We start from the raw sequence: 24,054 nt of genomic DNA, 5'->3' as shown, positions 1-24,054 counted from the left end.
CGACCCGTACCTCTCAGGCACGTCCCGCCATGCGACCCCGGTCCGGAACTTCCACACGATCCCGTTGAGAACCGTCCGGTCGTCCAGCCGCGGCCGCCCGAAATCAGGCCGGGGCAGCAGTGGTTGCACGAGTTCCCACTCGGCATCGGACAGTTCATGGCGACGTATCACGACACCATGATCCACAACCCAAGATCACTTTGACGACAGCCCCTAGGACCCTCGACGCTGCTCCGCGACCGGCGTGAGCAGCCGCCGGCTTGCGAACGCCAGGCGATACCGAGAACCGTGCTGACGACCAGCACCGAGATTGTCGCCGCTCACCGAATCTGAGCAGTAGTCGGAAGCGATCCGGTCGTCATGCAGCTGGACTCCGGGGCACACCGCCGGAAAGGCCCGTGGCGGGCTTCCTGATGACAAGGAATCCCCGTTGAACCGGGCGCGGCACAAATGGAACTGACCGGGTTGACTGGGTCCTTGCAACGCAGCAGCGAGCAGATGCCCAAGGGCTCCCTGCGCTCCCCGCCGACGCGGAGGTGATCCGACGACGGACGGGTACCTCAGGCTGGGTGCGCCGCGCCGAGCACGAGGAGAACCACCTACAGCTGGCCGATGGTCAGCACGCCCGCCTGGGGGGCGGGAACCGGAGCAGTACGCCGTTCGCAACCAGATCGGCGCCGATCAGCTGACGCCGCTTGTCGTACCGGTCCGAGAAGGTGGTCCCGGACCACAGCGCGAACAAGTTGGGCAACTGGCCGACGAAGGCGAGCAACGCGACCGTCGGTCGTCGCGCGTAGCTTCAGGACCGCCAGCGCTGGCAGGGCGATGGTGCTCGCCGCCGACCCGGCCAGGCTCGCATCCTCGCTCCCCAGCAGGTACGGGAGACCGTTGCAGTATTAGGCGTCGCTTCTTTTGGCGTGATCGTTCGTTGAACCGTGCATGACGGATCTGGTCGAGCGGCTGGCGCCTGACGAGTTGCGGGTCTTTTCCGGCGCATGGTGCCGCCGACGGAGGTGATACGTCCGCAGGCCGTCGGCGTCGAGCCGGTGACCGCGAAGTCTTGGCTGCGATCGTCTTCGTGGCGACCTCGGTCTCCACGGCGTCATCCTCGACGAACTCGGTGCCCGTGAGGAATTGGACTGGTCGCGGTGCGCGATCGACTGCGTCAGCATGCGGGCTGCAAAGGGAGGCCTCTGACGGGACCGAACCCGACCGACCGTGCCAAGCCGGATCGAAAGTCCACTTGACCGCCGACCGGAACGGACTGCCTCCCTCGCTGGGCATCTCCGGCGCGAACATGCACGACAGCCTCGGCCTTGAACCGCTCGTGCGCGGGATCCCGCCCGTCCGTTCCCGACGCGGCCTCCGCAGGCGACGGCCGGCGAAACTGCACGCAGACAAGGGCTACGACTACGACCACCTTCGACGATGGCTCCGCAACCGCGGCATCCGCCACCGCATTGCCCGCAAAGGAATCGAGTCCTCGCAACGACTGGGCCGCCACCGGTGGGTCGTCGAACGGACCGTGTCCTGGCTCGCCGGATGTCGTCGGCTCCACCGCCGTTACGAGCGGAAGGCCGAACACTTCCTCCTTTGTCGGCATAGCCGCAGCCCTCATCTGCCACCACCGCCTCACCAAATGAAACGACGTCCTACCTGACTCTTTTCGTAAGTTCGGTGGGTGTGGTGGCCGTGTGGGGTGTCAGGCTGTCGGGGTGGCTTATCAACCTTCCCTTTCGGCTGCCGGCTCCTCCCTTCCTCCTTTGTCTCGGCCTCAGTTGGCGGAGGCGCGTCGTGTTCGGGCAGTCGAGTTGTTCGAGGACGGCGTCTCGAATGCGGAGATCGCGAGGGCGGTGGGGGTGTGTGCCAGAGTGTCCGGCGTTGGCGGCGGGTGTGGGAGCAAGGCGGTGCTTCGGCCCTGCGGCGAAGGGCAGCCACCGGACGCCCACCCAAGCTGGACGACACCCAGGTCGAGACGGTCCGGGCCGCGTTGGAGCAAGGTGCCCAGGCGCATGGTTTCGAGGCCGACCTGTGGACCCTGGAACGAGTCGGCGCGGTCGTCACCCGGGCAACGGGGGTGGTGTTGTCGAGGGCGTCGGTGTGGCGGCTGCTGACCGGCCGGCTCGGATGGAGCCTGCAACGGCCCGAGCGGCGGGCTGTCGAGCGGGACGAGTCGGAGATCGCCCGCTGGATCGGCTGGTGGACGCGTACGACGGTGCAGTCGACCAAGACGGTCCAGCCGATGTCGTCACCGGCGTCCGCGGCGGCCACATGGCCGCATGAACCTCAGAAGAACTGCTGTGGGCGTCGCACTCGCCGCGCTCGCGCTCACTACCACCGGTGTACCGACGGCCTCCGCGGCCGAGCCGCCCGCGTACTCGGGCGGCTCGCACCCGGCCCGGCACACGACTGCCGCCACGCCCCCGCAGGGCTGGGGATACCACGACTACCTCAACCCCGGCGAGTGCCTCACCCGGGGGAAGTACATCGCCGCCAACAAAGACGCGTCCTCCTGGTACGAGCTTGGATGCAGGACGAAGGCAATCTCGTCCTCTACTTCCACGACGGCATTCTGGGCTACCAGGCCAGGTGGCAGACCGGAACCCGCGGCTCGAACGCGTCGCTGTGGATGCATCGGGACGGCAATGTCGTCGTCTACGACGGCGCGGGCAACCCGCTGTGGAACACGGGCACGTACGGGTGTGGCGATCAGGGGGCCTGGCTGCGGGTCCAGAAGGACACCAACCTCGTCCTGTACAACCGCGACTGGACGCCGCTCTGGGCCCGGTTCAACGGCCCTTCCTCCCGCTCCTGCCGAGCCGCCCCCAAACTGGCGCACGGCGGGCCGCGCACCGGCGAACCCGACAAACCGAGGCCACGTCGCCGGAAACGTGACGGAGCCCGGAAGCATGTCCAGCTCCCGGGCTCCAGCTTGCCACCCATTTGCGCACACCGGCGGCGTTTAAGAACCGCGGGTCATGTTGAGATCGACGTGTTCTGCCTTTGAACTACAGCGCCACGAGAGAGGCGCCGGGGGGACTTGAACCCCCATCCGTCGATGTTCGCCCACGTTCGGTCGATCCGGTGTTCGGCGGCGAATACTGAGACTGGAGCGAGAATCTGAGTTTCATGGGGCCGCCTCTGCCAGGCTTGGGCCACCCCCGCATGTGGTGCGGGGAGAGGGATTCGAACCCCCAACTGACACCCCTTGATCAGCTTCAACATCAGTTTCAGCTTGCGCTCATCGCGCACCCTCCGCTCGCGACGGAGGGCGTGTGTGGGGCTACCGGAAGAGGTAGCCGAATACCGCGTCGCCGACCCGCTGGTCGGTGACCTCGGTGTTGTTCGCTTCCTCGCGGGCGAACTTGACGGACTGCTGGAGCTTTTCGACGCGGTCGAGGAGCTCGTTGACCCGCCGTGCGGGCAGTGCGCCGGAGAACTTCACGGTGGTCCAGTAACCGACCGGGACGTCCTCGTAGTACACCTCGACCTGTGCCGGGTGCTTCTCCGTGGCCTCGGCCTTCACGTGGTTGCGCGGAACCTTCTTCGTGCGGATGGTCCGCACCGGGTCCGTCTTCCACGAGTCCGTGGAGGGGTCCAGGTTCCACGACTCGGAGGCGTCGAGCACCGGCAGCTTGCGCACGAAGGTGTGCAGGTCGGTGAGTTGCTTCTCCAGGAACAGCAGGTACGGGACGGGCACCTGGGGCAGCAGCACCGTACCGTCGACCACCACGTCCGCGGCCGCGGACCGGTTCGCCCAGTCCTTCGTCGCGGTCACGTCGAAGAGCCGCGTCAGCGTCCCGGCGGTCGCCCGCAGAGCGTCCTCGGCCTTGATCTGCACCCGCGTGGACTCGGGCGGCAGCTGCTCGCCCTCCTCGTCCTTGGGCTGGTAGGTCCGGGAGATGCCGGCCAGCAGGGCGGGCTTCTGCACGTCCTGGTGGGCCTGGGTGAGTTCCTGGAGGGCCTTGGACTTGACGCCCTTTTCGACTGCGATGATCTGATTCAGCTTCGGCACACGGCGAACCTAACAACCCCGCGCCGCACGCACATCCGATTTAACGGAAGGCCACGGCTCCTACCGGACGTGCCTCGGTGGTCCGGCAACGCGGTGAGGCGCCCAGCCGGCCGCCGCGAGACGGTGAACCTTTCCGATCAGAGCTCGGAACTGTCCGGTCGATCATGCGATGGTGGCCGCCGCGATGGGACCGCGCGCCCGCTCGTCAAGCCGAGATCGGGGCGGGTGATCTGAGAGGACGAGCGACGCCGACTGCGATGTTCGTTCCGGCTGACGCGGACCAGCGTCCTTGCCGCCTGATGTCGAAGAGATTGGGTGCGGGCCACTTGCCCGGGACTGTTTCCTCACCCGATGCACACGATGAGACTGGTGCGTCTGCGCCCTTGGACGGACAGCGCTCCGGCGGCACAATACTTCGGAGATGGCGGCCCACCTGGGCGGCCCTGAAGTGGAGGATGCCCTCCTGGCCCGCCACCGCCGCTGGACGGCCATGAGCGCGAACGCTGCGCACGAGGGCCGGGTGTTCCGCGTGGAGTCCCCGACGGGAGACACCGTGGGTACGGTCTCCTTCTCGGAGGGGTCGGAGGGGTCGGAGGGGTCGGAGGGGTCGGAGGGGGCGGAGGGGTGCGGGTGTCGTACCACGACGACGTCGCCGGTGACCGACGCGGCGCGGCTGGACATCGACCACATGGCCGATCGCGGAGGCCTGGGATTCGGGCGCCGGTGCGTGGACCGCACAAAGGCGCGAGGCGTACGCGACCGACCAGGGCCGGGCCGCCTCTCTGGTGGCGGTGACGGCCCGCTCGAACCGCAGCAAGTCCGATCAGGATCCGGCCCAGTGGCTGCCGCCGTCGCCGGAGGCGCTGTGCCGTTACGGCGCGGAGTGGACGGCGACGAAGCTCTGGTGGGGCCTGGCGGTGGAAATGCCGGAGAGGGGCCAGCTGCTGGACATCGCGGCCGGCTGTGGCGGCACCGACGTGGAGTTCGCGCCTGCTCAATAGAGCCGGAGGGCAGCGGGCCGAGGGCCGTCACCCGTCAGAGGTGGCAGCCTCCACGCATGCGAGCAGCGGGCCTGATCATGAAGGTATGAAGCGAACACGATGCGAAAGATGTGACTTCATCGTCGGGGAGGGATGCGACTGCCCGCCGGACGGCAGTACTCCGCAGCGAGTAGACGGCGCGAGCGTGGGCCCCCGGGTTAGGAGGGGAGCTGCTGACATGATCTTGGTGTCTCGGACGGGATACGCCCACATTCCCGGAGCATGCATCCACTTTGTGGAGTCGCCGCAACAAGCTGGCTGGGGGTGGATTCCCACTCCGGACCCGGGACTCTGGGATCGGCTCAGCGAGGACCAGCGTGCTGCGGCGACGGCTGGCAATACCGGTCTGCGGGCGACGAAGAGGTGCCCCGACTGCGCCCATGCCGTCGGGCGCGCTTGATCGCGCTCAATGAGACGTGGTGAAGGTCAGTGAGACGGGACAACTGCCCTGTGCCATCGAGGTTTCGCCGAATGCCACTGGAGTTTGACCACCGGACAATTAATGACAAAGAAGTTTGATCGCGCCTGGTCAGAGGGCTGCGGGGCCGCGCCACGACCCGGCCGCAGCGACCGGGGCGTGGCTTGACGCTGGCCGCGAGCATTTGTCGCCGAGGATCGGCCGGTTGGTGTGGATCACTCGCCCAGGACGGGGGAGGGGTCGCGGATCTCCAGGACGTCGATCTCGAACCCCGCGAGGATCCCCTGCTCGATCGCCTCCGACAGCCCGAGCTCGGCCAGCCACGCTCCGTACGTCCCGTCCGGGTCGTCGGTCATGCACGCGATCTCCGCTTCCTGGCCGCCGGTGCCCTTCTGCGGCCGGGCCGCGGCCAGGATGCGCGGCGTGGCGGTGAGGTAGAGCGGAAGTCCGCGGGGATGGGGGCGTTGTCGTGGATTGCCGCCCAGGGCCGTCCGAGGTCACCGGCGGTGCAGCGGCCTCGTCGACGATCGCGAGGTCGAAGCCGTCCATCTGCTGCCCGTACAGCCGCTCCCCGCCCGCCAGAGCGGCCTCCAGTGAGCACACCGCGACCATCGGGGCCCGGTGGCCCACCCACCAGCCGCCGCGCCTGGGCGGTCTGCGCGAGCAGGTCCCGGGTCGGGACGGTGACGAGGATCCGTCCGCCTGGGAAGCAGTCCAGTGCGCTTGCGGCGGCCGTGATCGTCTTGTGCTCTCTCTCGGTTTCGTGTCAGTGAGGTTGTGTCAGTGGTGCGGCTGCCCGGTACTGGCTTGTTGTGGTCAGAGGGACGTGCCTTCTGCGGTGCCCACCGTCATGGATGTGAGAGACCGGGGGCTGTCCGCTGTCGTCGAGTGAGGGATGTGCAGGTCACGTACTGACACGAAAGCGAGAGATCGCATCTACAAGGAGCGGTACACCGTCGAGCGCCTGATCAACAAGCTCAAGGCTTGGCGAGGCATCGCCACCCGGTACGACAAGACTCCCGACGGCTACGTCGCCGGTTTCCACGTGCGCGCCTCGATGATCTGGATCGAGGACCTCACCAGGACCATCCGGTGATCACGACTCGATATGCCCCTGGGTGACGCGCTGAGGTGCCGGACGCCAAGGGCGGCAGGAGTGGGGTCAACGGTCGACCAGCCGTGGACGAGGGGTCTCACCCGTGGATTCCGGGTCCGCGTCGGTGCCGTCGGTGCCGACCGGGCCGCGGGGAAGCATCCGGTCCAGCCACCCCGGCAGCCACCAGTTGGTCCGGCCGAGGAGTGTCATGGTCGCCGGTACCAGCACCATGCGTACGACCGTGGCGTCGATGAAGATCGCGGTGGCCAGGCCGAGCCCGAACATTTTGGCGGAGGGGTCGTCGGCGACGGCGAAGGACAGGAAGACCGCCACCATGATGAGGGCGGCCGAGGTGATGATCCGGGCGGTGCGCGAGATGCCCTCGACGATCGCCGTGCCGTTGTCGCCGGTGCGCAGGTACTCCTCGCGTACGCGGGAGAGGAGGAACACCTCGTAGTCCATCGACAGGCCGAACAGGATGGCGAAGAGGAACATCGGGATGAACGACACGATCGGGACCGTCGCTTCCAGCCCGATGAGTGCGCCTCCCCAGCCCCACTGGAAGACCGCGACCATGATGCCGTAGGCCGCGCCGATGCTCAGCAGGTTCAGCAGCACCGCCTTGAGCGGTACGAGTATCGAGCGGAAGACCAGCATCAGCAGCAGGAACGACATCGCCAGCACGGCGGCGACGAACGCCGGCAGGCGTTGGCTGGTGCGTCGGCCCACATCGGACAGGCTCGCGGCGGCGCCGCCGACGTGGGCCCTGGCCGGGCCGTCCCCGATCGCAGTGGGCAGCACGTCGGTGCGCAGCCGGGCGATGGTGTCGGCCGTGGCCTTGTCCTGAGGGCTGGTGGTCGGGAACACCACGAGGGTCGCGATGCCGGTGTCCCGATCGACGTGCGTCGGCGCGACGGATGCGATGCCCGGATCCGCCGCGACCTTCGCGACGAGACGGTCCAGCACGCCCGGTTCACCGGCGGGGTCCGCGGCGATGACGAGGGGACCGTTGGTGCCCGGCCCGAACCCCTCGGCGACGAGGTCGTACGCGCGGCGCTCGGTACGGCTCTGAGGCAGCGACCCGTCGTCGGGCAGGCCGACGCGCAGGCCGAGCACCGGCAGCGTCGCCGTCAGCAGCAGCCCCGCTGCGCCGACCGCGTACGGCACCGGGTGCCGGCTGACGTGCCCGATCCAGCGACGCCACCCGGCGGCGCGGGCGGCGCCTGCCTCCGGGTCCTGCCGCCGTGCGAGTCGGCCCAGCTTCCTGGTCTGCAGAGCCCGGCCGATCCGGCCGGCCCGGGCCAGGCGCGGGCCGGCGGCGCCGAGGAAGGCCGGCAGCAGCGTGACCGACGCGAGCACCATGATCAGAACGACGATCGAGACGGCGAGCCCGCCCACCGTCATGAACGGCACGTTCGCGACCGCCAGGCCGAGGATCGACACGACGACGGTGCCGCCGGCGAAGACCACCGGCCGCCCCGCCGTGGCCACCGCTCGTCCGGCCGCCGCCTGCGGATCGAGCCCGCGCGCGAGGTACTCCCGGTGCCTGGCGAGCACGAACAGCGCGTAGTCGATGCCCACTCCGAGCCCGACCATGCTGCCCAGGACCGGTGCGAAGGTGGGGACGTCCGTCACCCCCGCCAGTACCGTCATCGTGGCGACCCCGACGGTCAGTCCGAAGACCGCCATGCCGATCGGCAGCGCGGCGGCGACGAGCGAACCGAACGCCAGGAACAGGATCGCGGCCGCGGCGAGGAGGCCGATCAACTCGCTCACGCCGCCGTCGGGGTCGGAGAAGGCGTAGAAGAGGCTCCCGCCCATCTCGACGCGCAGGGGCAGTTCGGCGCGCAGCCGGTCGCCGAGTGCGACGAGGGCGTCGAGGTCTTCGGCCGACAGCCGGCTCTGGTCGGGGTACTGCACCCGGACGACCGCGATCCGCCCGTCGGCCGAGACGAGGCCGCCGCGCACGGCGGTGTCCCCGCCCGCGTCGAGCGCCCCCGCCGGGTCGCTCGTGCCGAGCACGTGCGGCAACCGCTTCACCTCGGTCTGCAGCCGCGTGAGAGCGGTGCGCGCGCTGCCGTGGTCGAAGAACGTCGCAGCGCCGTCGAGAGGGGTGACGACCACTTGGGCGGTCATCCCCTCCTGGCCGGTGCCGGCCCGCTCGATCAGTTCCGCGGCCCGCTGGGAGTCCAGTCCCGGAGCGGTCATCGAGTCCGCGGTCCGCCCGCCGAAGGCGACGGCGGCAAGGACGGCGAGCGTGGCGGCGATCAGCCATGCCGCGATCACCCGCCAGGGATGACGGGCGGCGCTTGCGCCCAGGCGCAACAGGGCTTTCGAGAGCATCGGGGTCCTCCAACCACCTCGTCGGCCGTCCTTGCACGGCCGCCGATACGAGGCTCGTCGCCACGGCGCCCCGTGGCATCGGCCCGCGGGCCGCGGATCCGTCGGCCCCAAGTCGGAGTGAGTCCCCATCCTTTCGGCCGATGCGCGGCACGCCGCGGCCCCTAGGCTGAGAACCGTGCTCCGAGACGACCTGCGAACCCTGTGGACCGAACCCCGGCCGCCCGACGCGCCCGCCCGGGTGGGGCGGGACTGGGCGCTGCTCGCCGCGGGCCTCGCCGGTGTGGCGCTGGAGGCCACCCTGCGCGAGAACGTCGTGTGGCGGCCGGTGGCGGTGGTGTTCACCGTATGGCTGTGCCTGTTGCCCCTGTGGCGCCGGACCCGCCCGCTGGCGATCGTGACGCTGGCGTTCGGCTCGGTGACCCTGCTTTCGGTGGCCTCGCTCGTCGCCGCACCGCGCGAGCCCGTCGGCCTGTACACCGGCGCGGTCGTGCTCGTGCTGGTGTACGCGCTGCCCCGGTGGGGATCGGGCCGCGAGATCGTGCTGGGCGGCGCGGTGATCCTCACGGCCGCATCGCTGTGTTCCGTCACGGACAAGACCCCGTTCGTCGAGAACGTCGTGGGCTTCGCCTTCCTGCTGCTGCCCGGCGTGGTCGGGGCTGCCGTGCGGTTCCGGGTGACCGCTCGCGAGCGGCAGTTGGAGCAGGTGCGCTCCCGCGAGCGCGAGCAGCTCGCCCGGGAACTGCACGACACGGTGGCCCACCACGTGTCGGCCATGGTGATCATCGCCCAGGCGGGCCGGGTGCTCGCGGGCACCGACCCGTCCGCCGCCGTCGAGGCGCTGGAGGGGGTCGAGGAGGAAGGGGCGCGCACGCTGGAGGAAATGCGCGCCATGGTCGCCACGCTGCGCGACCGCGGGGTCGGCGCCGAGCTGGCGCCCCCTGCCGGAGTCGCGGATCTGGAGCGCCTGGTGCGCACCCCGGCTGGTCGCCTCGGGGTCGACCTGGGGCTCGACGGCGAACTGGACGCGCTGCCCCCGGCCGTGGACGCGGCCGTCTACCGGATCGTGCAGGAGTCGGTGACCAACGCGCTGCGGCATGCGGTCGACGCGACCGAGCTCGTCGTTCGGGTCGCCGCGGAACGGCACACGGTACGGGTGAGCGTGCGTGACAACGGCCGGCGCACCGGCCGGGGGCGCGACGGATACGGGCTTACCGGACTGCGCGAGCGCGCGACCCTGCTCGGCGGCACACTACGAGCCGGCCCGGGTACCGACCGGGGCTGGCATGTCGAAGCCGAACTGCCGAGCGCGAGGAGCGAGAGCGGTGTCCATTCGCGTCCTCGTCGCTGACGACCAGACGATCATCCGCACCGGGTTGCGGATCATGCTGAACGCCCAGCCCGGCATCGAGGTGGTCGGCGAGGCCGCCGACGGGCGGGAAGCGGTACGTCTGGCCCGCGAACTACGCCCCGACGTCTGCCTGTTCGACATCCGCATGCCCGTACTCGACGGGCTCGAGGCCACCCGGCTGGTCGCCGGCCCGGGCGTCGCCGACCCGCTGGTCGTGGTCGTCATCACCACGTTCGACCTTGACGAGTACGTCTACGGCTCACTGCGTGCGGGCGCCCGCGGATTCCTCCTCAAGGACACGGGACCGGACCTTCTGGCGCAGGCCGTACGGTCGGCGTCCGACGGTGAGGCGCTCATCGCGCCCAGCGTCACCGTCCGTCTGCTCCAGGCGTTCGCGGACCTTCCCGCCGGCCGGCCCGTGGCCCAGCCGGTCTCTCCCGTCACCGCCCGCGAGGAGCAGGTGCTCCTCGCCGTCGCTCGCGGGCTGACCAACACCGAGATCGCCGATGCACTGCACATCAGCCTCAGCACGGTGAAGACGCATCTGGCCAGCCTGATGGCCAAACTCGGAGCCCGCAACCGGGTCGAGATCGCGATGTGGGCCTACGAAACGCGCCGTATCCTCCCCGGAACCTGAGCCGGGTGCCGGGCCATGTCCCATGAGTCCCCGCCCGGACATCAGCGCACCGGTCGGCCCACGTCGGCTCCACGTGCCTCACCCGCCCCAGAGCGGGACGTACCAGGAGGCCGGAACTGGGACGGTGAGACACCCGATACGACAAGACTCCCGACAGCTACCTCGCCAGTCTCAACCTGCACGCCTCGATGATCTGGATCAAAGACCTCACCAGGACCACCCGATGATCACGACTCGATACGCGCCGTAGGGCGTGTGTCGAAAATGGATCAAGCGGTCGCTGACTGGGCGGGTGATGGGGCAGCGCGTATTCTTCCAAGGTCTTGATCGTTTGTGCTTGGAGAACTCGTATGAGCTTGGATCTGGTGCCCGTTGACCGCGAGCCGGCTGCTGGGGCTGTCCTGCTGACCGGCATCCCGGGGAGTGGGAAGTCGACGGTGGCCGCTGCGCTGGCCAGCCGGTTCCGGATGGCGGCCCATATCGAGGTGGACGCACTCCAGCAGATGATCGTCAGCGGGGGGCAATGGCCCTCACCGGCCGCGAACGCGGAAGCCGACCGGCAGATTTTCCTGAGGGCCCGCAACGCGTGCCTTCTGGCGGACAGTTTCGTGCGGGCCGGATTCATCCCGGTGCTCGATGATGTCGTGGTCCGTCGTTCCCACCTTGACTTCTACCGCATGACGCTGGCGGCCGTGCCGCTCCACATCGTCGTCCTCGCTCCTGGCCCGGCAGAGGCATGGCGGCGCAACCAGGCTCGTGAGAAGGCACTGGCCGTGGACTGGTCGCCACTGGATGAGGCGATGCGCTCCGAGCTCGGGCAGCAGGGAGTCTGGATCGACAACGCTGCGCAGACGGTTGAAGAGACAGTCGAGGCGATCCTGTCTGTGACCGGTCTGACGTCCAGTTCTGAAGTCGATCAGCCTCTGCGATGATCGCCCGGTGGCGCGTGGAGATCTGACGGGTACCCAGTGGGAGCGGCTGGCACCGTTGTTGCCCGGGGCACGAAGCTGGGACGCCCGCCGATATGGACGAGGCGGCAGCTGATCGACGGCATACGGTTTCGGACCCGCACCGGCGTCCCGTGGCGTGACGTTCCGGAGCGGTACGGCCCCTGGGGTCGGGTCTACGACTTGTTCCGCCGCTGGCAGCGGGACGGCACCTGGCAGAACATCCTTGCCGAACTTCAGGTCCGGGCGGATGCCAAGAAACTCATCACCTGGGACATCAACGTCGATTCCAGTGTATGCCGGGCCCACCAGCACGCCGCCGGTGCGCGGAAATGGGGGATCTGCAAAAGGAGCCACCCGGCGGGGTCGGCACGGCGGAGCCGGACGACCACGGCCTTGGACGCTCGCGCGGCGGTCTGACCACCAAGCTGCATCTGGCCGTCGAGCAGGGCCAGAAGCCGATGTCGATCGTGATCACTGCCGGACAGCGAGGGGACTCTCCACAGTTCGAAGCCGTCCTGGAGAGGATCCGCGTCTTCCGCCCCGGTCCGGGCAGGCCACGCACCCGCCCGAACCGGGTCCGCGCCGACAAGGCGTACGCCTCCCGAAAGAACCGCGCCTACCTGCGCAGGCGCGGCATCCGCTGCACGATCCCAGACAAGGCGGACCAGGCCCGGAACCGCAAGAAGCTCGGCTCGCACGGTGGCCGCCCTCCGAAGTTCGACAAGATCGACTACCGCGAACGCCACGCGGTTGAGTGCGGCATCAACCGCCTCAAGCGACACCGGGCCGTGGCCACGAGGTACGACAAGCTTGCAGTCCGATACGAAGCGACCGTTCTCATCGCAGCCATCCATGAGTGGCTGTGATCAGCACATTCGATACACGCCCTAGAGGCGGTGACTACGGGTACCGGCCTCGACTGGATCGAGAACAACAGCATGTCCAGCGTGCTGCTGCGCCACTTCCCGGAGCTGCGTCCGTCCATGAAGTCGGTGAACAACGCGTTCGGCCCCTGGCAGCCGACCGGTCCCAACAGCGCATGAGGTCGCCGCGGTCATCGCCTTCCTGGCCGGACCTTCGGCTGCCTACGTCACCGGCGCGTCCTGGGCGGTGGACGGCGGCATGCTGCGGGATGGGGGCCCGTGCCCGGGTCGCACGTGGACCACGACCGGTGGCGCCGGCCCTGAGGGCCGACCCCCGTCGTCATCCCCGACGACGCGCCGAGGGAGGAACGGGAACACGGCGGGCACCGTGCGGGCGCCCGCCGGTCCGCCACCGGCTCATGCGTGCGGGCGGCTGTTGACGCCGTCGTGGCTGTCGGCGTGGTCCTCGTCAAACCAGTAGTCGCCCCTGGCCAGGTACTGCCCCGCACGGCTGTACAGAGGAAGGGTCGGGTCTTCTGTGGCGGAGACCTGAGAGGCTCCCTGCCCCGAGGGTCGGGATGGCTGCGTCGTGCGTACACCTGCTCAATGGGTCAGGAGGTGGTGGCTGTGAGGACGCCGATTTTGTCGAGGCGGTGTTCGGGGTTGTTCTGCGCGTCTCTCCAGAAGTTGCCCGCCGCGTCGTCCTCAGGCGTGAGGCACGTGGTCACGGTGATCATCGCTCGTGTGGGGGCGGCACCTGGGGAGCCTGGGACCGCCGCGCGCTGCGCGGCCATTGAGGCCGGCGAGCGGAAGGAGGTCGTCCGGGTCGCGGTGATGGTGTACTCGTACGTCTTACCACCGGCGGTGATGTACACCGATGCACCGGCTGGCAGTGCCGGCAGGGCGTTCAGTGGGCCGCCGGCGGTGACACGGTGCCCGGTGACGATGTAGTTCCCCACATCGCCGGGGCCGACTCCCCCAGTGGGACCGTACGGGCTCGCGGCCACGCCTTGGTCCTGGATCCGTGTGCCCGGAGCGTCGTCGGGGCTGCCGGAGTAGGGGACCACGGGCAGTGCGGACACTCCGATAGCCGGTATCGACATGGTGGCCGGTTGGATTCGGGCGACGAGCTGGTGGGCGGCGGCCACGGGCGTGCCGAACGTGGAGGCCGATGCGGCGGGAGCTGATGCCAGGACGGCGAGAGCGACACCGGCGAGGGCCGGCGGCATACTGCGGAAGGCAAGTCGCGTGGGCATGACGCTACCCCGATCAGCCGGGCCGCACGGGCCTGGCAGTTTTCGGCAGGCTCTTCTCTTCCTGTTTTCAGCCTCGCATACGGGCACGTGTGCGTCATGTGCAGCACATAGGTTGCGGGCGGGGGAACGACCCTGTGGCGAGGAAGCGCTCCCCCTGCAGTCATGCGCCGAAGACCTGCCTCCTCGCTGCCTCTGGCAGGGGAGGGGGCCGTGGCTCTCACCCAGCGCGACGACCTCGACCGCCTCCACCCATGCGAAGACGCCAAGTGCGGATGAGCCGACTTTAGACACACCACCGCGGCGGAACCGCCGCTGGTGCAACACGGGTCGTGCCGCGGGGTGGACCACGAAGGTGACGGGCCGGCCGGCAATGCGGTCGCCGGGAAGACCGCCGGTCCGGCGAGATGTGGACCGTGCATTCTGGGTGAAGATCGCCGCGGGGCTCACGAGCGAGGACGCAGCAGTCGCGTGTGGGGTGTCCGGTCCGGTCGGATCACCATGGTTCCGAGGCCGGAAGAGGGCGGAGCATCGACGGTTGGCATTGACCACCTGACGGCGTACGCCGGATCCCCTGAACGGCCTGCCAAGGCGTGACAGGTGCCAGGGGAGGGAGTTCCATGGGATGTGTGACCCGATTTGATCGTGTATACCCCCGCTCCCTTCGTGCTACCGCGGCCCTGGGCGGACTGGGAATGGTAGCGGCGCTGGCCGTCGGCTGCACCGGGGCCGATGCCAACACCACCGTCGGGCGTGCGGGCGTCGAGACCTCGCCGCTGCCCACCGTCCCTCCCGCCCAGCTGCCGCCACAGCTCACCCGGGCCGAGGTCGAGACCGCGGTGAGCCAGCTGGACGACGTCGTACGGGACTACATGCGCCGCACAGGTGTGCCCGGAGTCGCCGTGGGCGTGGTGCACGAAGACAAGGTGCTGTACCTGAGGGGGTTCGGCCTGCGGAAGGCAGGCACGCAGGACCGGGTCGGAGCGGACACCGTCTTCCAGCTCGCCTCGGTCTCCAAGCCCATCGCGTCCACCGTGGTCGCCGCGACCGTGGGCGAGAAGACCGTCGGTTGGGACGACCCTGTCGCCGACCACGGCTCCGGGTTCGCGCTGAAGGATCCTTGGGTCACCCGCCATGTCACGCTGGCCGACCTGTTTTCGCATCGCAGCGGCCTGCCCGACCACGCCGGAGACCTACTGGAGGACCTCGGCTACGACCGCACGTACATCCTGGACCACCTCCGCTACCAACCGTTGGCCCCCTTCCGTGCCCACTACGCCTACACCAACTTCGGGCTGACCGAAGCCGGCGTCGCCGCCGCGCGGGCAGCGGGGACCAGCTGGGAGAAGCTGTCCGCGGATAAGCTGTACCGGCCGCTCGGCATGGATTCCACCAGCTCTTCCTTCGCCGACTACGAGAAGGCGAAGAACAAGGCCACCTTGCACGTGCAGACCGGAGACACCTGGCGCGCCATGTACGTGCGCAACGCGGACGCCCAGAGCCCGGCCGGCGGGGCCAGCTCCACGGTCCGGGACATGACGAAGTGGCTGCGCCTGCAGCTGGGCAACGGCAAGTTCGAGGGGCGGCAAATCATCGACGCCGCCGCGCTGGAGCAGACCCACCTGCCGCACATCGTCTCCGTGCCGCCGCACTCGCCTGCAGGCCGGGCAGGGTTCTACGGGCTCGGCTGGAACGTGAGCTACGACGACCAGGGCAGACTGAGGCTCGGTCACTCCGGCGGCTTCGCGCTGGGGGCGGCCACCAACGTCGGACTGTTGCCCGGGGAGAAGCTCGGCATCGTCGTCCTGACCAACGGCGAGCCCGTCGGCCTGCCCGAGGCGGTCACAGCCACCTTCTTCGACACCGCGCAGACGGGCGGGCCGACCGTCGACTGGCTGACGTTCCTCGGGCCGATCATCAAGCAAACCCTGGCGGGGGAACGCTCGCCGGTCGACTACGGCAAACCTCCGGCCTCGCCCGCACCCGCCAAGGCGAACGGCGCCTACACGGGCACGTACGCCAATGAGTACTACGGCCCGATGACCGTCAGCGCCCAGGGCGACGAACTCACCATGCAGCTTGGGCCCAAGAAGCAACGGTTCGCCTTGCGCCACTACAACGGTGACACCTTCAGCTACACCACCACCGGCGAGAACGCCGTCGGCGTGTCCGGCGTGACCTTCACCGTCGGGTCCGGCGGACGCGCCGACAAGGTCCGGGTCGAGAACCTCGACACGACCGGTCTCGGCACCTTCACGAGGAGCGACGGGTGATCTTTTCGTAAGTTCGGTGGGTGTGGTGGGTGGATGGTCAGGCCGGTGTGGGTGAGGAAGGACCAGGGCAGTTGTGGGTTGTGGTTGATGCGGAGGACGTCCTGTTCGGTGGCATCGGCAAGGTGGTCGCCGGCAAGGCTGGCGAGTTCAAAGGTGCGGTGGCGAACCGGGCCGCCGACGCGGACATGCTGGCCGGGGCCGACGGCAGCGGCACCGAGAAGGCCCGCGTCATTGCGGCCGAACTCGTAACTCGCCCGCTCCTCGACACGTTCCAGGCCCCAGTAGGTCGTCACGCAGGCCGCCGAGCCGCAGAAGCCCGCGACCCACGCGAACGACGGCGAGGGCCCCTGGTGGCGGGCGAGTAGGCCGGCTCCAAGCGCACCAAGGCCGAAGAACTGGGCATCCGCATCTTCGACCCCGAGGAATTCGCCGGCCTCGGCGACAGCTTCAGCTGAACTTCCCGGTCCTGCCCAGCCTGCCGACTGACCACTGCATCGATGCAGGTCAGCGATATTCATTGTGTGCGGCGGATGATGCGGCGACCCCCAGGCGCCGGGATGCGACCCGGCACGCGACGGCTGGCTGTCATGGGCGTGCCTGTTCACACAGGGGGTCGGCCGGGGGCGCGGGGCGGCGCCGTGGGTCGCCGACCCTCCTTGCGCGGGTGTCTACGGGGTGGACGTGCGTGAGGCTGCCTCGATTGCCGGTGGGGTCGTCAGTCTTCGTCTGGTAGCGGGATGTGGCCTGCCGCTTTCTGCACTGTGGCCTCCAGCTCATCGCGGTCCAGACCGATCGTCTCCGCGTAGTGGTCCAGGGCCGTGTCAAGCAGCCACCAGGGCTCGCGGGCGTCTTCCCATGCGTCCCGCCAGGTCACGTGTTGCTCGTCGGTCCACTGGGCCGCGTCGCCGAGTTCTTCCTGGAGGCGTGTCAACTCGGCGTGCGCTTCGTCGGTCGCTTGCTGCAGCTCGGTCAGTTCGTCCAGTACGTCAGACAGTTCGATTTCCATTCCGGGATCCTATGCGTCAAGATCCGCCCGGCTCGCAGTGCCGCAGGGGCCGTTGGGCCATTGCTCGGGTGGGGTCCCCGGTACGTCACTCCATGTGCTGTTCGGTGTCGGCGGCTGTGCAGGTCCTCTGGTCGTCGACATGGGGTGTCGGCGGTCAGTGAAGCCGATGGGCGTCGCGGATGCTTCATAGGCCGTCGACAGAGCCGTTCACCGGGTGTCGAGGCGCCGGGATGGGCTGCTCAGGAAGTGCGTGGCGTCGTTCGGTGCGGGTCGGTGTCGTTTCTGGGTAGCCGGTGTGTGTACCCGCGGCTGGCCCGAGACCTGCGGCGTCCCGGGGGCCGCGGCTGTGGTGTCAGTGGGCCGGGCTATCCTTCCGGGCACCGCACACCGATCGTGAGGACCACCAGAAGTGACCGGCCTGTCCGCCTTCCCGCTGCCGTTCCAGACCTCCCGTTCCCCGGCGTTCGCGACGCCCCGGACGCTGCGGGAGCTGCAGATGATGCAGTGCAGCTCGCACCTGCGCGCCAAGCCCGCTTGGTTCGACAAGATGAACGACGCCGACATCGTCGCCAGGTGGACGCAGGAAGCGGTGGCGCAGGGCCTGACCGAAGCGCAGGTGCGCTACGTTCTCGCCGAGCTGGGGCACTACGCCGCGTTGCGGGACGCGCGCACTGGCATCGAGGTGTCCGCGGTCGACGGGGTCTGGCAGTCGGACACCCTCGTTGACGAGCAGCTCAGGTCCCGGTTGCGTGAGGCGGTCCGGGTCCTGGAAGAGGTCCCCGAAGCGGAGCGGGACTGGCATCCCGGATCCGACGGCCAGGTGTTGGATCTCGTGCACCCCTCACTGTTCTGCCTGGTGAGGGAGGTGAGCGGAGGGCCCGAGCGGGCCTGGCAGAACCCGACGAACCACTACTCGAAGTACGAGTTCTCGGAGAGGTTCCAGTGGCTGCCCACGGACGTCGACGTCAGTGACGACGGCACCGTCGCCTTCCGCTCGTACGTCAATAACGTCCACCCCGAGGCGCATCGCGCACTGGCGTCCGTCCTGCCGGACGTGTTCGCGCGCCTGCGCCCGCTGTTCGAGAACGTGCTCACCGATCTGCGGCACCCGCGGCCCCTGCGGATCGAGGCCGATCCCTACGGCTGGTACGACTCGGAACCGGAGTATCCGCGTCAGTCGTCCTATGGTGACAACGCGGCCTACATGGATGCCCGCGCTGCCTGGGAAGAGGCCTATGAGGCCTGGTGGGAGAACCGCTGCCCGATCGTCCCGGACGCCCCGGCCTTCAGCCCGCCTGCACTGCCCGACGCCTCCGCCCGGGTCGACCTGCGCGGCCGTCGGCTCCAGGTCATCGTCAAGCTGGCCACGGTCCACCTCACCCCGGACAAGCCCGAGTACCCCGGCGGTTCCTGGCACGTCGAGGGCATGCTGAACGAGCGGATCGTCTCGACCGGTATCTACTACTGGGACAGCGAGAACATCACCGAGAGCCGGCTGGGGTTCCGGGCCGCACTCGACGACCCGCACTATGAACAGAACGACGACGCCGGGCTGCGCGAGGTCTACGGCCTTCAGGACGAAGACGCGCTGAACCAGGTGCTGGGCTCGGTACCGACCCCGGCGGGCCGCTGCCTGGCGTTCCCCAACGCCCTGCAGCACCGCGTGGACGCGTTCCGTCTCACGGACCCCGCCCGCCCGGGACACCGCAAGATCCTTGCGTTCTTCCTTGTCGACCCGGCGGAGCGGATCGTCTCGACCTCCGACGTACCGCCGCAGCAGCCCTGGTCCGACACATCGACCATGACGCTCGAGCAGGCCAAGACCTACCGCGAGGAACTCATGCAGGAAAGGAAGTTCTTCGTCGACGAACACAACGAGCAGCTCTACGAACGGGAGTTCTCCCTCTGTGAGCACTGAACCGCGGGTGCGGCGACCCGGTGAGGTGTGTTTGTGCAGGTCGGTTGAGTGGTGTGCCGTTTCGCAGGTTGGTTGGGCATCGCACAGTTGCACCGGTCCGCGACACCTCTGTCGCCGGTCAGTGAAACTGCGCGGTCGCGGACCGGACATCGTCACGCTCGATATCCCGTGCCTCTCCGCGCCACGCCGCCAGACGCCTGACCGGTTACGGCAGATCAGTCCGTCGCTTCGCGGACGTCTTTTCCCTGCTCGGCGAACGCCTTGAAGTCCCGCATGTGCTGTTGCGACTGCTTGCGGAAGGCGCCGGGCATCAGAACCAGGCCCCGCAGCCATTTCGGCAGGTGCGCCGGGTCGGCGAGCAGCTGGACCGCCTTCTCCCGAGGCAGGGGATCTCGATGGAGACGGTGTACTTCATGGTGCGCATCATTCCTTTCCTTTGGGACGACGTGCTTCCGTCCTGCTCGTCGTGCTCCTCGGCTGAGGGCGCTGCATTGTGTGTCCGTAAAGTAAAGGCAGTGAGGTACGGGTCGAGGGCGCGGAGGGGACGGCCCACCAAGCTGCGCTGGGGTCTGGCGGTGGACGAGGCGGAGCGGGACTGGCCGTACGGGGTCGCGGCGGGCTGCAACGGTACGGACGTGGGGTTCACCCCCACCCCGTAGGGCGTCCGGACATGGTCCGCCCCGCCCGCCAGCCGACCTGAAGATGCGACTGGGTTGCTTCCTCGTGCTCAGCGGTACAGCCTGATGGGCGCCCTCGCTGCCTTCGTGCTGCCGCGATGCGCCGTTCCCGCTTGGGGCGCCTGCCCGACCGTGTCTATCGGGAATGCGCAGGGTCTGTGGGTTCGCCTGTGGTCACGGCGGTGTGGAGTTCGCGGACGACGGCGGTACGGGGATGATGTTGGGCGAGGTCGGTGACAATCGCGCGGATCGCGGGCCGGTCGCGCACTTCGCCGGGACTGGCCCGATAGGCGTCGAGGAGGGCACGGGCGGTCTGCTCGGGCCGATTCCAGGCCCACCAAGCTCGGGCCATGTCGGTACTCATCCGAGCCTTGCGCTCGGCGGTGGGGAACTGCCCGGGCCGGAGGTCCTTCCCGGCTTCCAGGGCCGCGCCCGCATCCCCCAGGGCCCAGTGCACACCGACCGCGTACAGGTTGACGGCAGCCGGGGTGACAGGGAAGAGCCGGCCGGGCGGTGTGGTGGCGGAAAGGCGCGCAGCAGCGCGGCAGGCCTCCTCGGTCATGGCCAGGGCGTTGGCGCGCTGGCCGGCGCAGGCGGCGGTGTAGGCCAGGGTGCACAGCATCTGCGCGTAGGCCGCGGCAGCGGCTTCGGTGCGCAGCCCGGTGGCGTCGAGGTCGGCGGCCGTCGCGGTCATAAGCCGCTGGGCGGTGGCGTGCTGCTCCTGGTGGCGCAGCACGATCGCGAGCTCGCGGGCCGCGGCCGCGGCGGCAAGCGGCGAGCCAGACACCTCGGCCCAGGTGCGGGCCCGGTCGGCGGTGATCCGGGCCCGGTGGTATGAGCCGAGCTTGCTCAGCACGGCGGAGGTGAGGCTGTACACGGAAGACAGGCGGGCCTGGTCGAGGTCGCGGCGCGTACGGGCGGCCTGGTGGGCGTCGGCGATGAGGCCGGGCAGGGCGCTGAGCAGTCGGGCGTGGACGCCCTGGTCGTACAGGTTGCGTGCGGCGGCCAACCGGCCGTCGAGCGGGCCGGTGTTGGTAGGCGCCGGAGTGGCGGCGAGCGCGTCGTCCAGGCCGGCCAGGAGCGCGGCCGGGCCCGCGGCCGCCGTGGCGGTGAGCAGCGTGCGGCGGCGCATCTGGTCCTCCTCGGCCTCACGTGAACTGGCCGTCACTCTAGTGGCCTTAGCCGGTGGTGCCAGCGAGGCGGCGAGGACGTGTTGGGGCACGCCGACTTCGAGCGCTGCGCGGTGGACGAGCGAGAGATCGGTGACGCGGGTGCGGCGCTCCAGGCGGGAGACGGTGGCCGAGGAGCAGCCCAGGCGCTCACCGAGGGCAGCGAGGGTCCATGCGCGGTGCTGGCGTCCAAGGCGGATGAGGGCGCCGGGATGGCGCTCGGCGGCGGCCTGGCGCGCGAAGTGGCTATTCCAGAGCGGGTCAACGGGCACGTGTCCCTCCCACGCCGCACGACAGGGGGCCTCTACGGTACGGGGACGCTTCGGGGCCGTCGAGACTGTTTGCACGATCCGCAACTGCTTTGCACAGAGAGGCAGTTGACAGCTCCTGGCGGCGGCCGGGTGGTGGGGTGGGCACAGCGCCTCGCACTGCGGCGCTCGTCCAAGGGAGGCACAATGGCAACTACCGTCGCGTCTTCGCCTGCCACCGACCCGATGGCCTGTCCGGTCCGGTCGGTGCGGGAGGTCGTGCCGGCAGACCTGTGGAAGAAGCAGGTCGGGCTCCTGATGCGGGACTACCCGTACGACTCGGTGATGGCCGAGCGGGTGCTGGGGCAGGGGTACGCGTACCTGCTCACCGCGATGGCGCACCGGGGCGAGAAGCTGGGCCTGGCGCCGAGTTCCCTCGTCGACATCGGCGTGCACACGATCATCCTGGACACCGTGTCGTACGCGGAGCTGTGCGAGCGGCACAACGGCGGCCATTTCCTGCATCACATCCCCGACATCGAGTTCAAGAACGACGGCTCGGTGACGAGGACGGCGCAGCGGGTCGCCGCCGACGGCTGGGAGGTCGATCTGCCCCTGTGGGCGGACGCCGCCAAGTGCGGGCCCTGTCACCCGGGGAACGACTCGCACTGACCCCGCGGCGGCCGGCGTCAGGGGCCTTGCGGGGCCCCGGACACGGGCGGGTGACATTCGGCGGAACCGGCCCGCGAGTGGGGCGGAAGCGCAAGGATGAGGCGGGTGACCACCACCTCAGACCTCTGGCACCACTACGGGCGCGCCCGTGCCGAGACGGACCGTGCGGTCCCCGCGAGCTTCTTCTGGGTCTGGAGCCAAGACGGCGGGCCGGGCGCGGACGTGCTGGGCGACCTGGCCGGCCTGCGGGTGGGGGATCTGGGCGCGGGAGCGGCCCGGCACGCGGCTCACCTGGCGGTCCATCACCTGCCGGAGCAGGTCGTCGCGGTCGATTCCTCCTCCGCGCAGCAGGCGCTGGCCCGTGACCTGTACGGGGCGCTGGCGCCGCGCCTCCAGCTGGTCGCAGACGATGTCGTCGCGCACCTGCGGGGCGCGGCCGGTACGTACGACGTGCTGTACAGCGTGTTCGGGGCCGTCGACTTCGCCGACCCGCGCGAGCTGCTGCCGGTGGCTGCGCAGGCGCTGCGGCCGGGCGGGCGCCTGGTGTTCTCCACGCTCGCCCACTACCTGACCGGGGCACCCGCCGAGCCCGACGTCGTGGCGGCGGAGCTGCCGGCGAAGACCCCGGAGGGAGAGGCGGCGGTGTTGAAGCGGTGGGTCCTGCAAGAGCAGGTCTGGACGAAGCTGCTCGATGAGGCCGGCCTGACGAAGATCTCCGTGGAGACTCTGCCCGCCACCAGCTCGGGGCCGCGGGCGGCGGCCACGCTGCTGGTGACCGCTTATCGCGGAGAGTAGAGCCAAGAGCCGCCGGCCGGCTTCTCCGCTGCCGCTGCCGCTGCCGCTGCCGCTGCCGCTGACCGGCGCGGCCTGACGCCGCTGTTCTGGTCGCATGTGCGCCCCGTAGGAATCCAGCCAGTCTGGTAAGCACTCCTGTGACCGCAGCCGGAAGCCGGAGGCAACTGCACCCTTGACGCAACGAGCCGGAATGCGGGCCGGGAGGGCTCACGGGGGCGCGCAGGGTCGCGTGCGAAGAATGGCGCTACGGCCCGTGGCGCAGCGGGTCGGTGTTCCCGCGCGACTCCGATCGCCTGGCAGGACAGGGATTCGCGGGCCGGTGTGACGGTCCATCGAGTACGAGGGCGCCGGGTCTAGGGACAACCAGGGCGGAGTGAAGGAATCCGTCGGCGCCTGGACCGAGAGCCTCGCCGATCCACGCCATCGCGTGGCCATCGTCGACCGCCTCACCTGCAACGGCACCTGGAGTCGACTCCGACAGCCACGCCGGCACCCGAGCCGGTGCTGAAGAACCCGCTTGATGGTTTCGAACTGTCTCTTTCGTAGTTGCAGACTGCAATTGACCAGGACGCTACCTAGTAGGAGGGCACGCACTCGTGCGCACTCTTTACGTCGTCACCCATCCCGAGGCGACGCACCACGTCGAGGGAGAAGTCCTACGGTGAGGCGGGGGAAAGCCGCAGGAGTGGCTGGACCGGCGCTTCGTCCCGCCGCCCTCTGCGCCACATTGCCCGGGGCCGTGCGAACCACCGCCGCGGCTGAGCAACACCGGGCCTGGTGTCGCGCGGAGCGCCTGGCCCGCACATGCCTGACCGTATGGCGGCCGCAGCACGCGCACGGGCACGGTCCCGTCCGAAGGTACCAACGACCGGACTCGTGGTACGGAAGGTGATGGCTGCTGGTGTGGCTCTGTTGTGGCCTGACGCACAGGAGTTGGGCTGGCGTGCGGTGCCGCAGTCTGGGATGCTTCGCTTCGTCAAGCGACGGCGGAACGAGGAAGCCGGTGAGATTCCGGCACGGTACCGCCACTGTGTAGGGGGAGCGACTCCGCCGAAGCCACCGCCCGCTGGGTGGGAAGGCCGGGGAAGTGTTGATCCCGAGTCAGGAGACTCACGCCGTCGCACCTCAATGTACCGGGGCGGATTTCCCCGAGGGAGGACGGTGGCACTCGTGTGCCCGCGTACCTGTGTCAGCTCTGCGCTGTCGGCTGCCTTCGAAGGCCGGTCGCAGCGGTGTGACGTTCCCGCTTTGTCCTCGGGGATCTGAACCCGCCCTCCGTACCTTCTGTGACCGCCCTTGAGCGGTCGGTTTCGCACGCGCACCCGCATATCAC

16 protein-coding genes, 9 pseudogenes and 1 riboswitch are annotated in these 24,054 nt (G+C 69.3%); of the genes and pseudogenes, 18 read left to right on the top strand and 7 right to left on the bottom strand.

Annotation, left to right across the window (positions count from 1 at the left end):
* Positions 1-171: transposase (locus ACZ7H1_RS30550; RefSeq protein ID WP_470791018.1), on the bottom strand; the 171-nt coding region annotated here is incomplete at its 3' end.
* A 768-nt stretch (positions 172-939) separates the two neighbouring features.
* On the opposite strand from ACZ7H1_RS30550, the pseudogene ACZ7H1_RS30545 reads away from it, so the two are divergent.
* The 3 genes and pseudogenes from ACZ7H1_RS30545 to ACZ7H1_RS30535 all read left to right on the top strand — a co-directional run bounded on the left by ACZ7H1_RS30545 (position 940) and on the right by ACZ7H1_RS30535 (position 3,007).
* Positions 940-1,643 (top strand): annotated as a pseudogene (locus tag ACZ7H1_RS30545) (IS5 family transposase).
* Positions 1,644-1,681: 38 nt separating this feature from the next.
* A pseudogene (locus tag ACZ7H1_RS30540) lies at positions 1,682-2,182 on the top strand (winged helix-turn-helix domain-containing protein); the annotation flags it as partial.
* A gap of 345 nt (positions 2,183-2,527) precedes the next feature.
* Entirely contained in the window at positions 2,528-3,007 is a 480-nt protein-coding gene (locus ACZ7H1_RS30535) for a hypothetical protein (protein WP_470791019.1), read from the top strand.
* Between the two features lie 276 nt (positions 3,008-3,283).
* Here the strand turns inward: ACZ7H1_RS30535 and ACZ7H1_RS30530 are convergent, their stop codons facing one another.
* Positions 3,284-4,015 (bottom strand): DUF7873 family protein, encoded by a 732-nt coding sequence (locus ACZ7H1_RS30530; protein WP_057578400.1) that lies wholly within the window; start codon positions 4,013-4,015, stop codon positions 3,284-3,286.
* A gap of 655 nt (positions 4,016-4,670) precedes the next feature.
* Between ACZ7H1_RS30530 and ACZ7H1_RS30525 the strand changes: the two are divergent.
* Positions 4,671-5,016: pseudogene (locus ACZ7H1_RS30525) on the top strand (HNH endonuclease); the annotation flags it as partial.
* A 675-nt stretch (positions 5,017-5,691) separates the two neighbouring features.
* Here ACZ7H1_RS30525 and ACZ7H1_RS30520 read toward each other — a convergent pair.
* A pseudogene (locus ACZ7H1_RS30520) lies at positions 5,692-6,218 on the bottom strand (DEAD/DEAH box helicase); the annotation flags it as partial.
* A 189-nt stretch (positions 6,219-6,407) separates the two neighbouring features.
* Between ACZ7H1_RS30520 and ACZ7H1_RS30515 the strand changes: the two are divergent.
* Positions 6,408-6,569, top strand: a pseudogene (locus ACZ7H1_RS30515) (IS5/IS1182 family transposase); the annotation flags it as partial.
* A gap of 66 nt (positions 6,570-6,635) precedes the next feature.
* Here the strand turns inward: ACZ7H1_RS30515 and ACZ7H1_RS30510 are convergent.
* Positions 6,636-8,912 (bottom strand): MMPL family transporter, encoded by a 2,277-nt coding sequence (locus tag ACZ7H1_RS30510; RefSeq protein ID WP_470791013.1) that lies wholly within the window; start codon positions 8,910-8,912, stop codon positions 6,636-6,638.
* A gap of 175 nt (positions 8,913-9,087) precedes the next feature.
* Between ACZ7H1_RS30510 and ACZ7H1_RS30505 the strand changes: the two genes are divergently transcribed.
* The 6 genes and pseudogenes from ACZ7H1_RS30505 to ACZ7H1_RS30480 form a co-directional block, all read left to right on the top strand.
* Entirely contained in the window at positions 9,088-10,260 is a 1,173-nt protein-coding gene (locus ACZ7H1_RS30505) for a sensor histidine kinase (protein WP_470791012.1), read from the top strand.
* Positions 10,235-10,897: a response regulator gene (locus ACZ7H1_RS30500; RefSeq protein WP_388811666.1), complete on the top strand. Its 663-nt coding sequence runs from the start codon at positions 10,235-10,237 to the stop codon at positions 10,895-10,897. Before ACZ7H1_RS30505 ends, ACZ7H1_RS30500 begins: the two co-directional genes overlap by 26 nt.
* A 350-nt stretch (positions 10,898-11,247) precedes the next feature.
* A complete protein-coding gene (locus tag ACZ7H1_RS30495; protein ID WP_470791011.1) occupies positions 11,248-11,829 on the top strand; it encodes an AAA family ATPase in 582 nt (193 codons plus the stop codon).
* Between the two features lie 7 nt (positions 11,830-11,836).
* Positions 11,837-12,713 (top strand): annotated as a pseudogene (locus ACZ7H1_RS30490) (IS5 family transposase).
* Positions 12,714-12,743: 30 nt separating this feature from the next.
* Entirely contained in the window at positions 12,744-12,890 is a 147-nt protein-coding gene (locus ACZ7H1_RS30485) for a hypothetical protein (RefSeq protein WP_470791010.1), read from the top strand.
* Positions 12,883-13,034: pseudogene (locus ACZ7H1_RS30480) on the top strand (SDR family oxidoreductase); the annotation flags it as partial. The gene ACZ7H1_RS30485 and the pseudogene ACZ7H1_RS30480, both read left to right, overlap by 8 nt.
* 287 nt (positions 13,035-13,321) lie before the next feature.
* Here ACZ7H1_RS30480 and ACZ7H1_RS30475 read toward each other — a convergent pair.
* The gene (locus ACZ7H1_RS30475) at positions 13,322-13,966 is read right to left on the bottom strand and encodes a class E sortase (protein WP_470791009.1); all 645 of its coding nucleotides are present in this window, start codon (positions 13,964-13,966) and stop codon (positions 13,322-13,324) included.
* A gap of 370 nt (positions 13,967-14,336) precedes the next feature.
* Between ACZ7H1_RS30475 and ACZ7H1_RS30470 the strand changes: the two are divergent.
* Positions 14,337-14,480: pseudogene (locus ACZ7H1_RS30470) on the top strand (IS30 family transposase); the annotation flags it as partial.
* A 178-nt stretch (positions 14,481-14,658) separates the two neighbouring features.
* Positions 14,659-16,236, top strand: a complete 1,578-nt coding sequence (locus ACZ7H1_RS30465; RefSeq protein ID WP_470791008.1) for a serine hydrolase — start codon at positions 14,659-14,661, stop codon at positions 16,234-16,236.
* 715 nt (positions 16,237-16,951) lie between these two features.
* Here the strand turns inward: ACZ7H1_RS30465 and ACZ7H1_RS30460 are convergent.
* Positions 16,952-17,242, bottom strand: a complete 291-nt coding sequence (locus tag ACZ7H1_RS30460) for a hypothetical protein (protein WP_470791007.1) — start codon at positions 17,240-17,242, stop codon at positions 16,952-16,954.
* 409 nt (positions 17,243-17,651) lie between these two features.
* Here ACZ7H1_RS30460 and ACZ7H1_RS30455 point away from each other — a divergent pair, with 409 nt between their 5' ends.
* The gene (locus ACZ7H1_RS30455; protein WP_470791006.1) at positions 17,652-19,160 is read left to right on the top strand and encodes a DUF4246 domain-containing protein; all 1,509 of its coding nucleotides are present in this window, start codon (positions 17,652-17,654) and stop codon (positions 19,158-19,160) included.
* Positions 19,161-19,675: 515 nt separating this feature from the next.
* Complete coding sequence (locus ACZ7H1_RS30450) at positions 19,676-19,819, top strand: hypothetical protein (protein WP_470791005.1); 144 nt, start codon at positions 19,676-19,678, stop codon at positions 19,817-19,819.
* Positions 19,820-19,973: 154 nt separating this feature from the next.
* On the opposite strand, the gene ACZ7H1_RS30445 is transcribed toward ACZ7H1_RS30450, so the two are convergent.
* On the bottom strand, positions 19,974-21,278 hold the full coding sequence (locus ACZ7H1_RS30445) for a helix-turn-helix domain-containing protein (protein ID WP_470791004.1): 1,305 nt from the start codon (positions 21,276-21,278) through the stop codon (positions 19,974-19,976).
* 183 nt (positions 21,279-21,461) lie between these two features.
* On the opposite strand from ACZ7H1_RS30445, the gene ACZ7H1_RS30440 reads away from it, so the two are divergent.
* The 3 genes and pseudogenes from ACZ7H1_RS30440 to ACZ7H1_RS30430 all read left to right on the top strand — a co-directional run.
* Positions 21,462-21,926, top strand: a complete 465-nt coding sequence (locus ACZ7H1_RS30440) for a glycine-rich domain-containing protein (protein ID WP_470791003.1) — start codon at positions 21,462-21,464, stop codon at positions 21,924-21,926.
* Positions 21,927-22,031: 105 nt separating this feature from the next.
* Positions 22,032-22,721 carry a class I SAM-dependent methyltransferase gene (locus tag ACZ7H1_RS30435; RefSeq protein WP_470791002.1) on the top strand — a complete coding sequence of 230 codons (690 nt, stop codon included), beginning with the start codon at positions 22,032-22,034 and terminating at the stop codon, positions 22,719-22,721.
* A gap of 645 nt (positions 22,722-23,366) precedes the next feature.
* Positions 23,367-23,440: pseudogene (locus tag ACZ7H1_RS30430) on the top strand (histidine phosphatase family protein); the annotation flags it as partial.
* 232 nt (positions 23,441-23,672) lie between these two features.
* Positions 23,673-23,853: riboswitch (cobalamin riboswitch) on the top strand.
* The last annotated feature ends 201 nt before the right edge of the window (positions 23,854-24,054 follow it).

It is taken from the genome of Streptomyces sp. NPDC037401, assembly GCF_055602345.1.
Note: the sequence above shows the minus strand (reverse complement) of the source record. Positions and strands in the feature narration are given on the sequence as shown.

Bases quoted from the DNA above. Each gene is read 5' to 3' on its own strand.
- ACZ7H1_RS30535 (WP_470791019.1), top strand. From the start codon at position 2,528: ATGCAGGACGAAGGCAATCTCGTCCTCTACTTCCACGACGGCATTCTG.
- ACZ7H1_RS30510 (WP_470791013.1), bottom strand. From the start codon at position 8,912: ATGCTCTCGAAAGCCCTGTTGCGCCTGGGCGCAAGCGCCGCCCGTCAT.
- ACZ7H1_RS30495 (WP_470791011.1), top strand. From the start codon at position 11,248: ATGAGCTTGGATCTGGTGCCCGTTGACCGCGAGCCGGCTGCTGGGGCT.
- ACZ7H1_RS30475 (WP_470791009.1), bottom strand. From the start codon at position 13,966: ATGCCCACGCGACTTGCCTTCCGCAGTATGCCGCCGGCCCTCGCCGGT.
- ACZ7H1_RS30465 (WP_470791008.1), top strand. From the start codon at position 14,659: ATGGTAGCGGCGCTGGCCGTCGGCTGCACCGGGGCCGATGCCAACACC.
- ACZ7H1_RS30460 (WP_470791007.1), bottom strand. From the start codon at position 17,242: ATGGAAATCGAACTGTCTGACGTACTGGACGAACTGACCGAGCTGCAG.
- ACZ7H1_RS30440 (WP_470791003.1), top strand. From the start codon at position 21,462: ATGGCAACTACCGTCGCGTCTTCGCCTGCCACCGACCCGATGGCCTGT.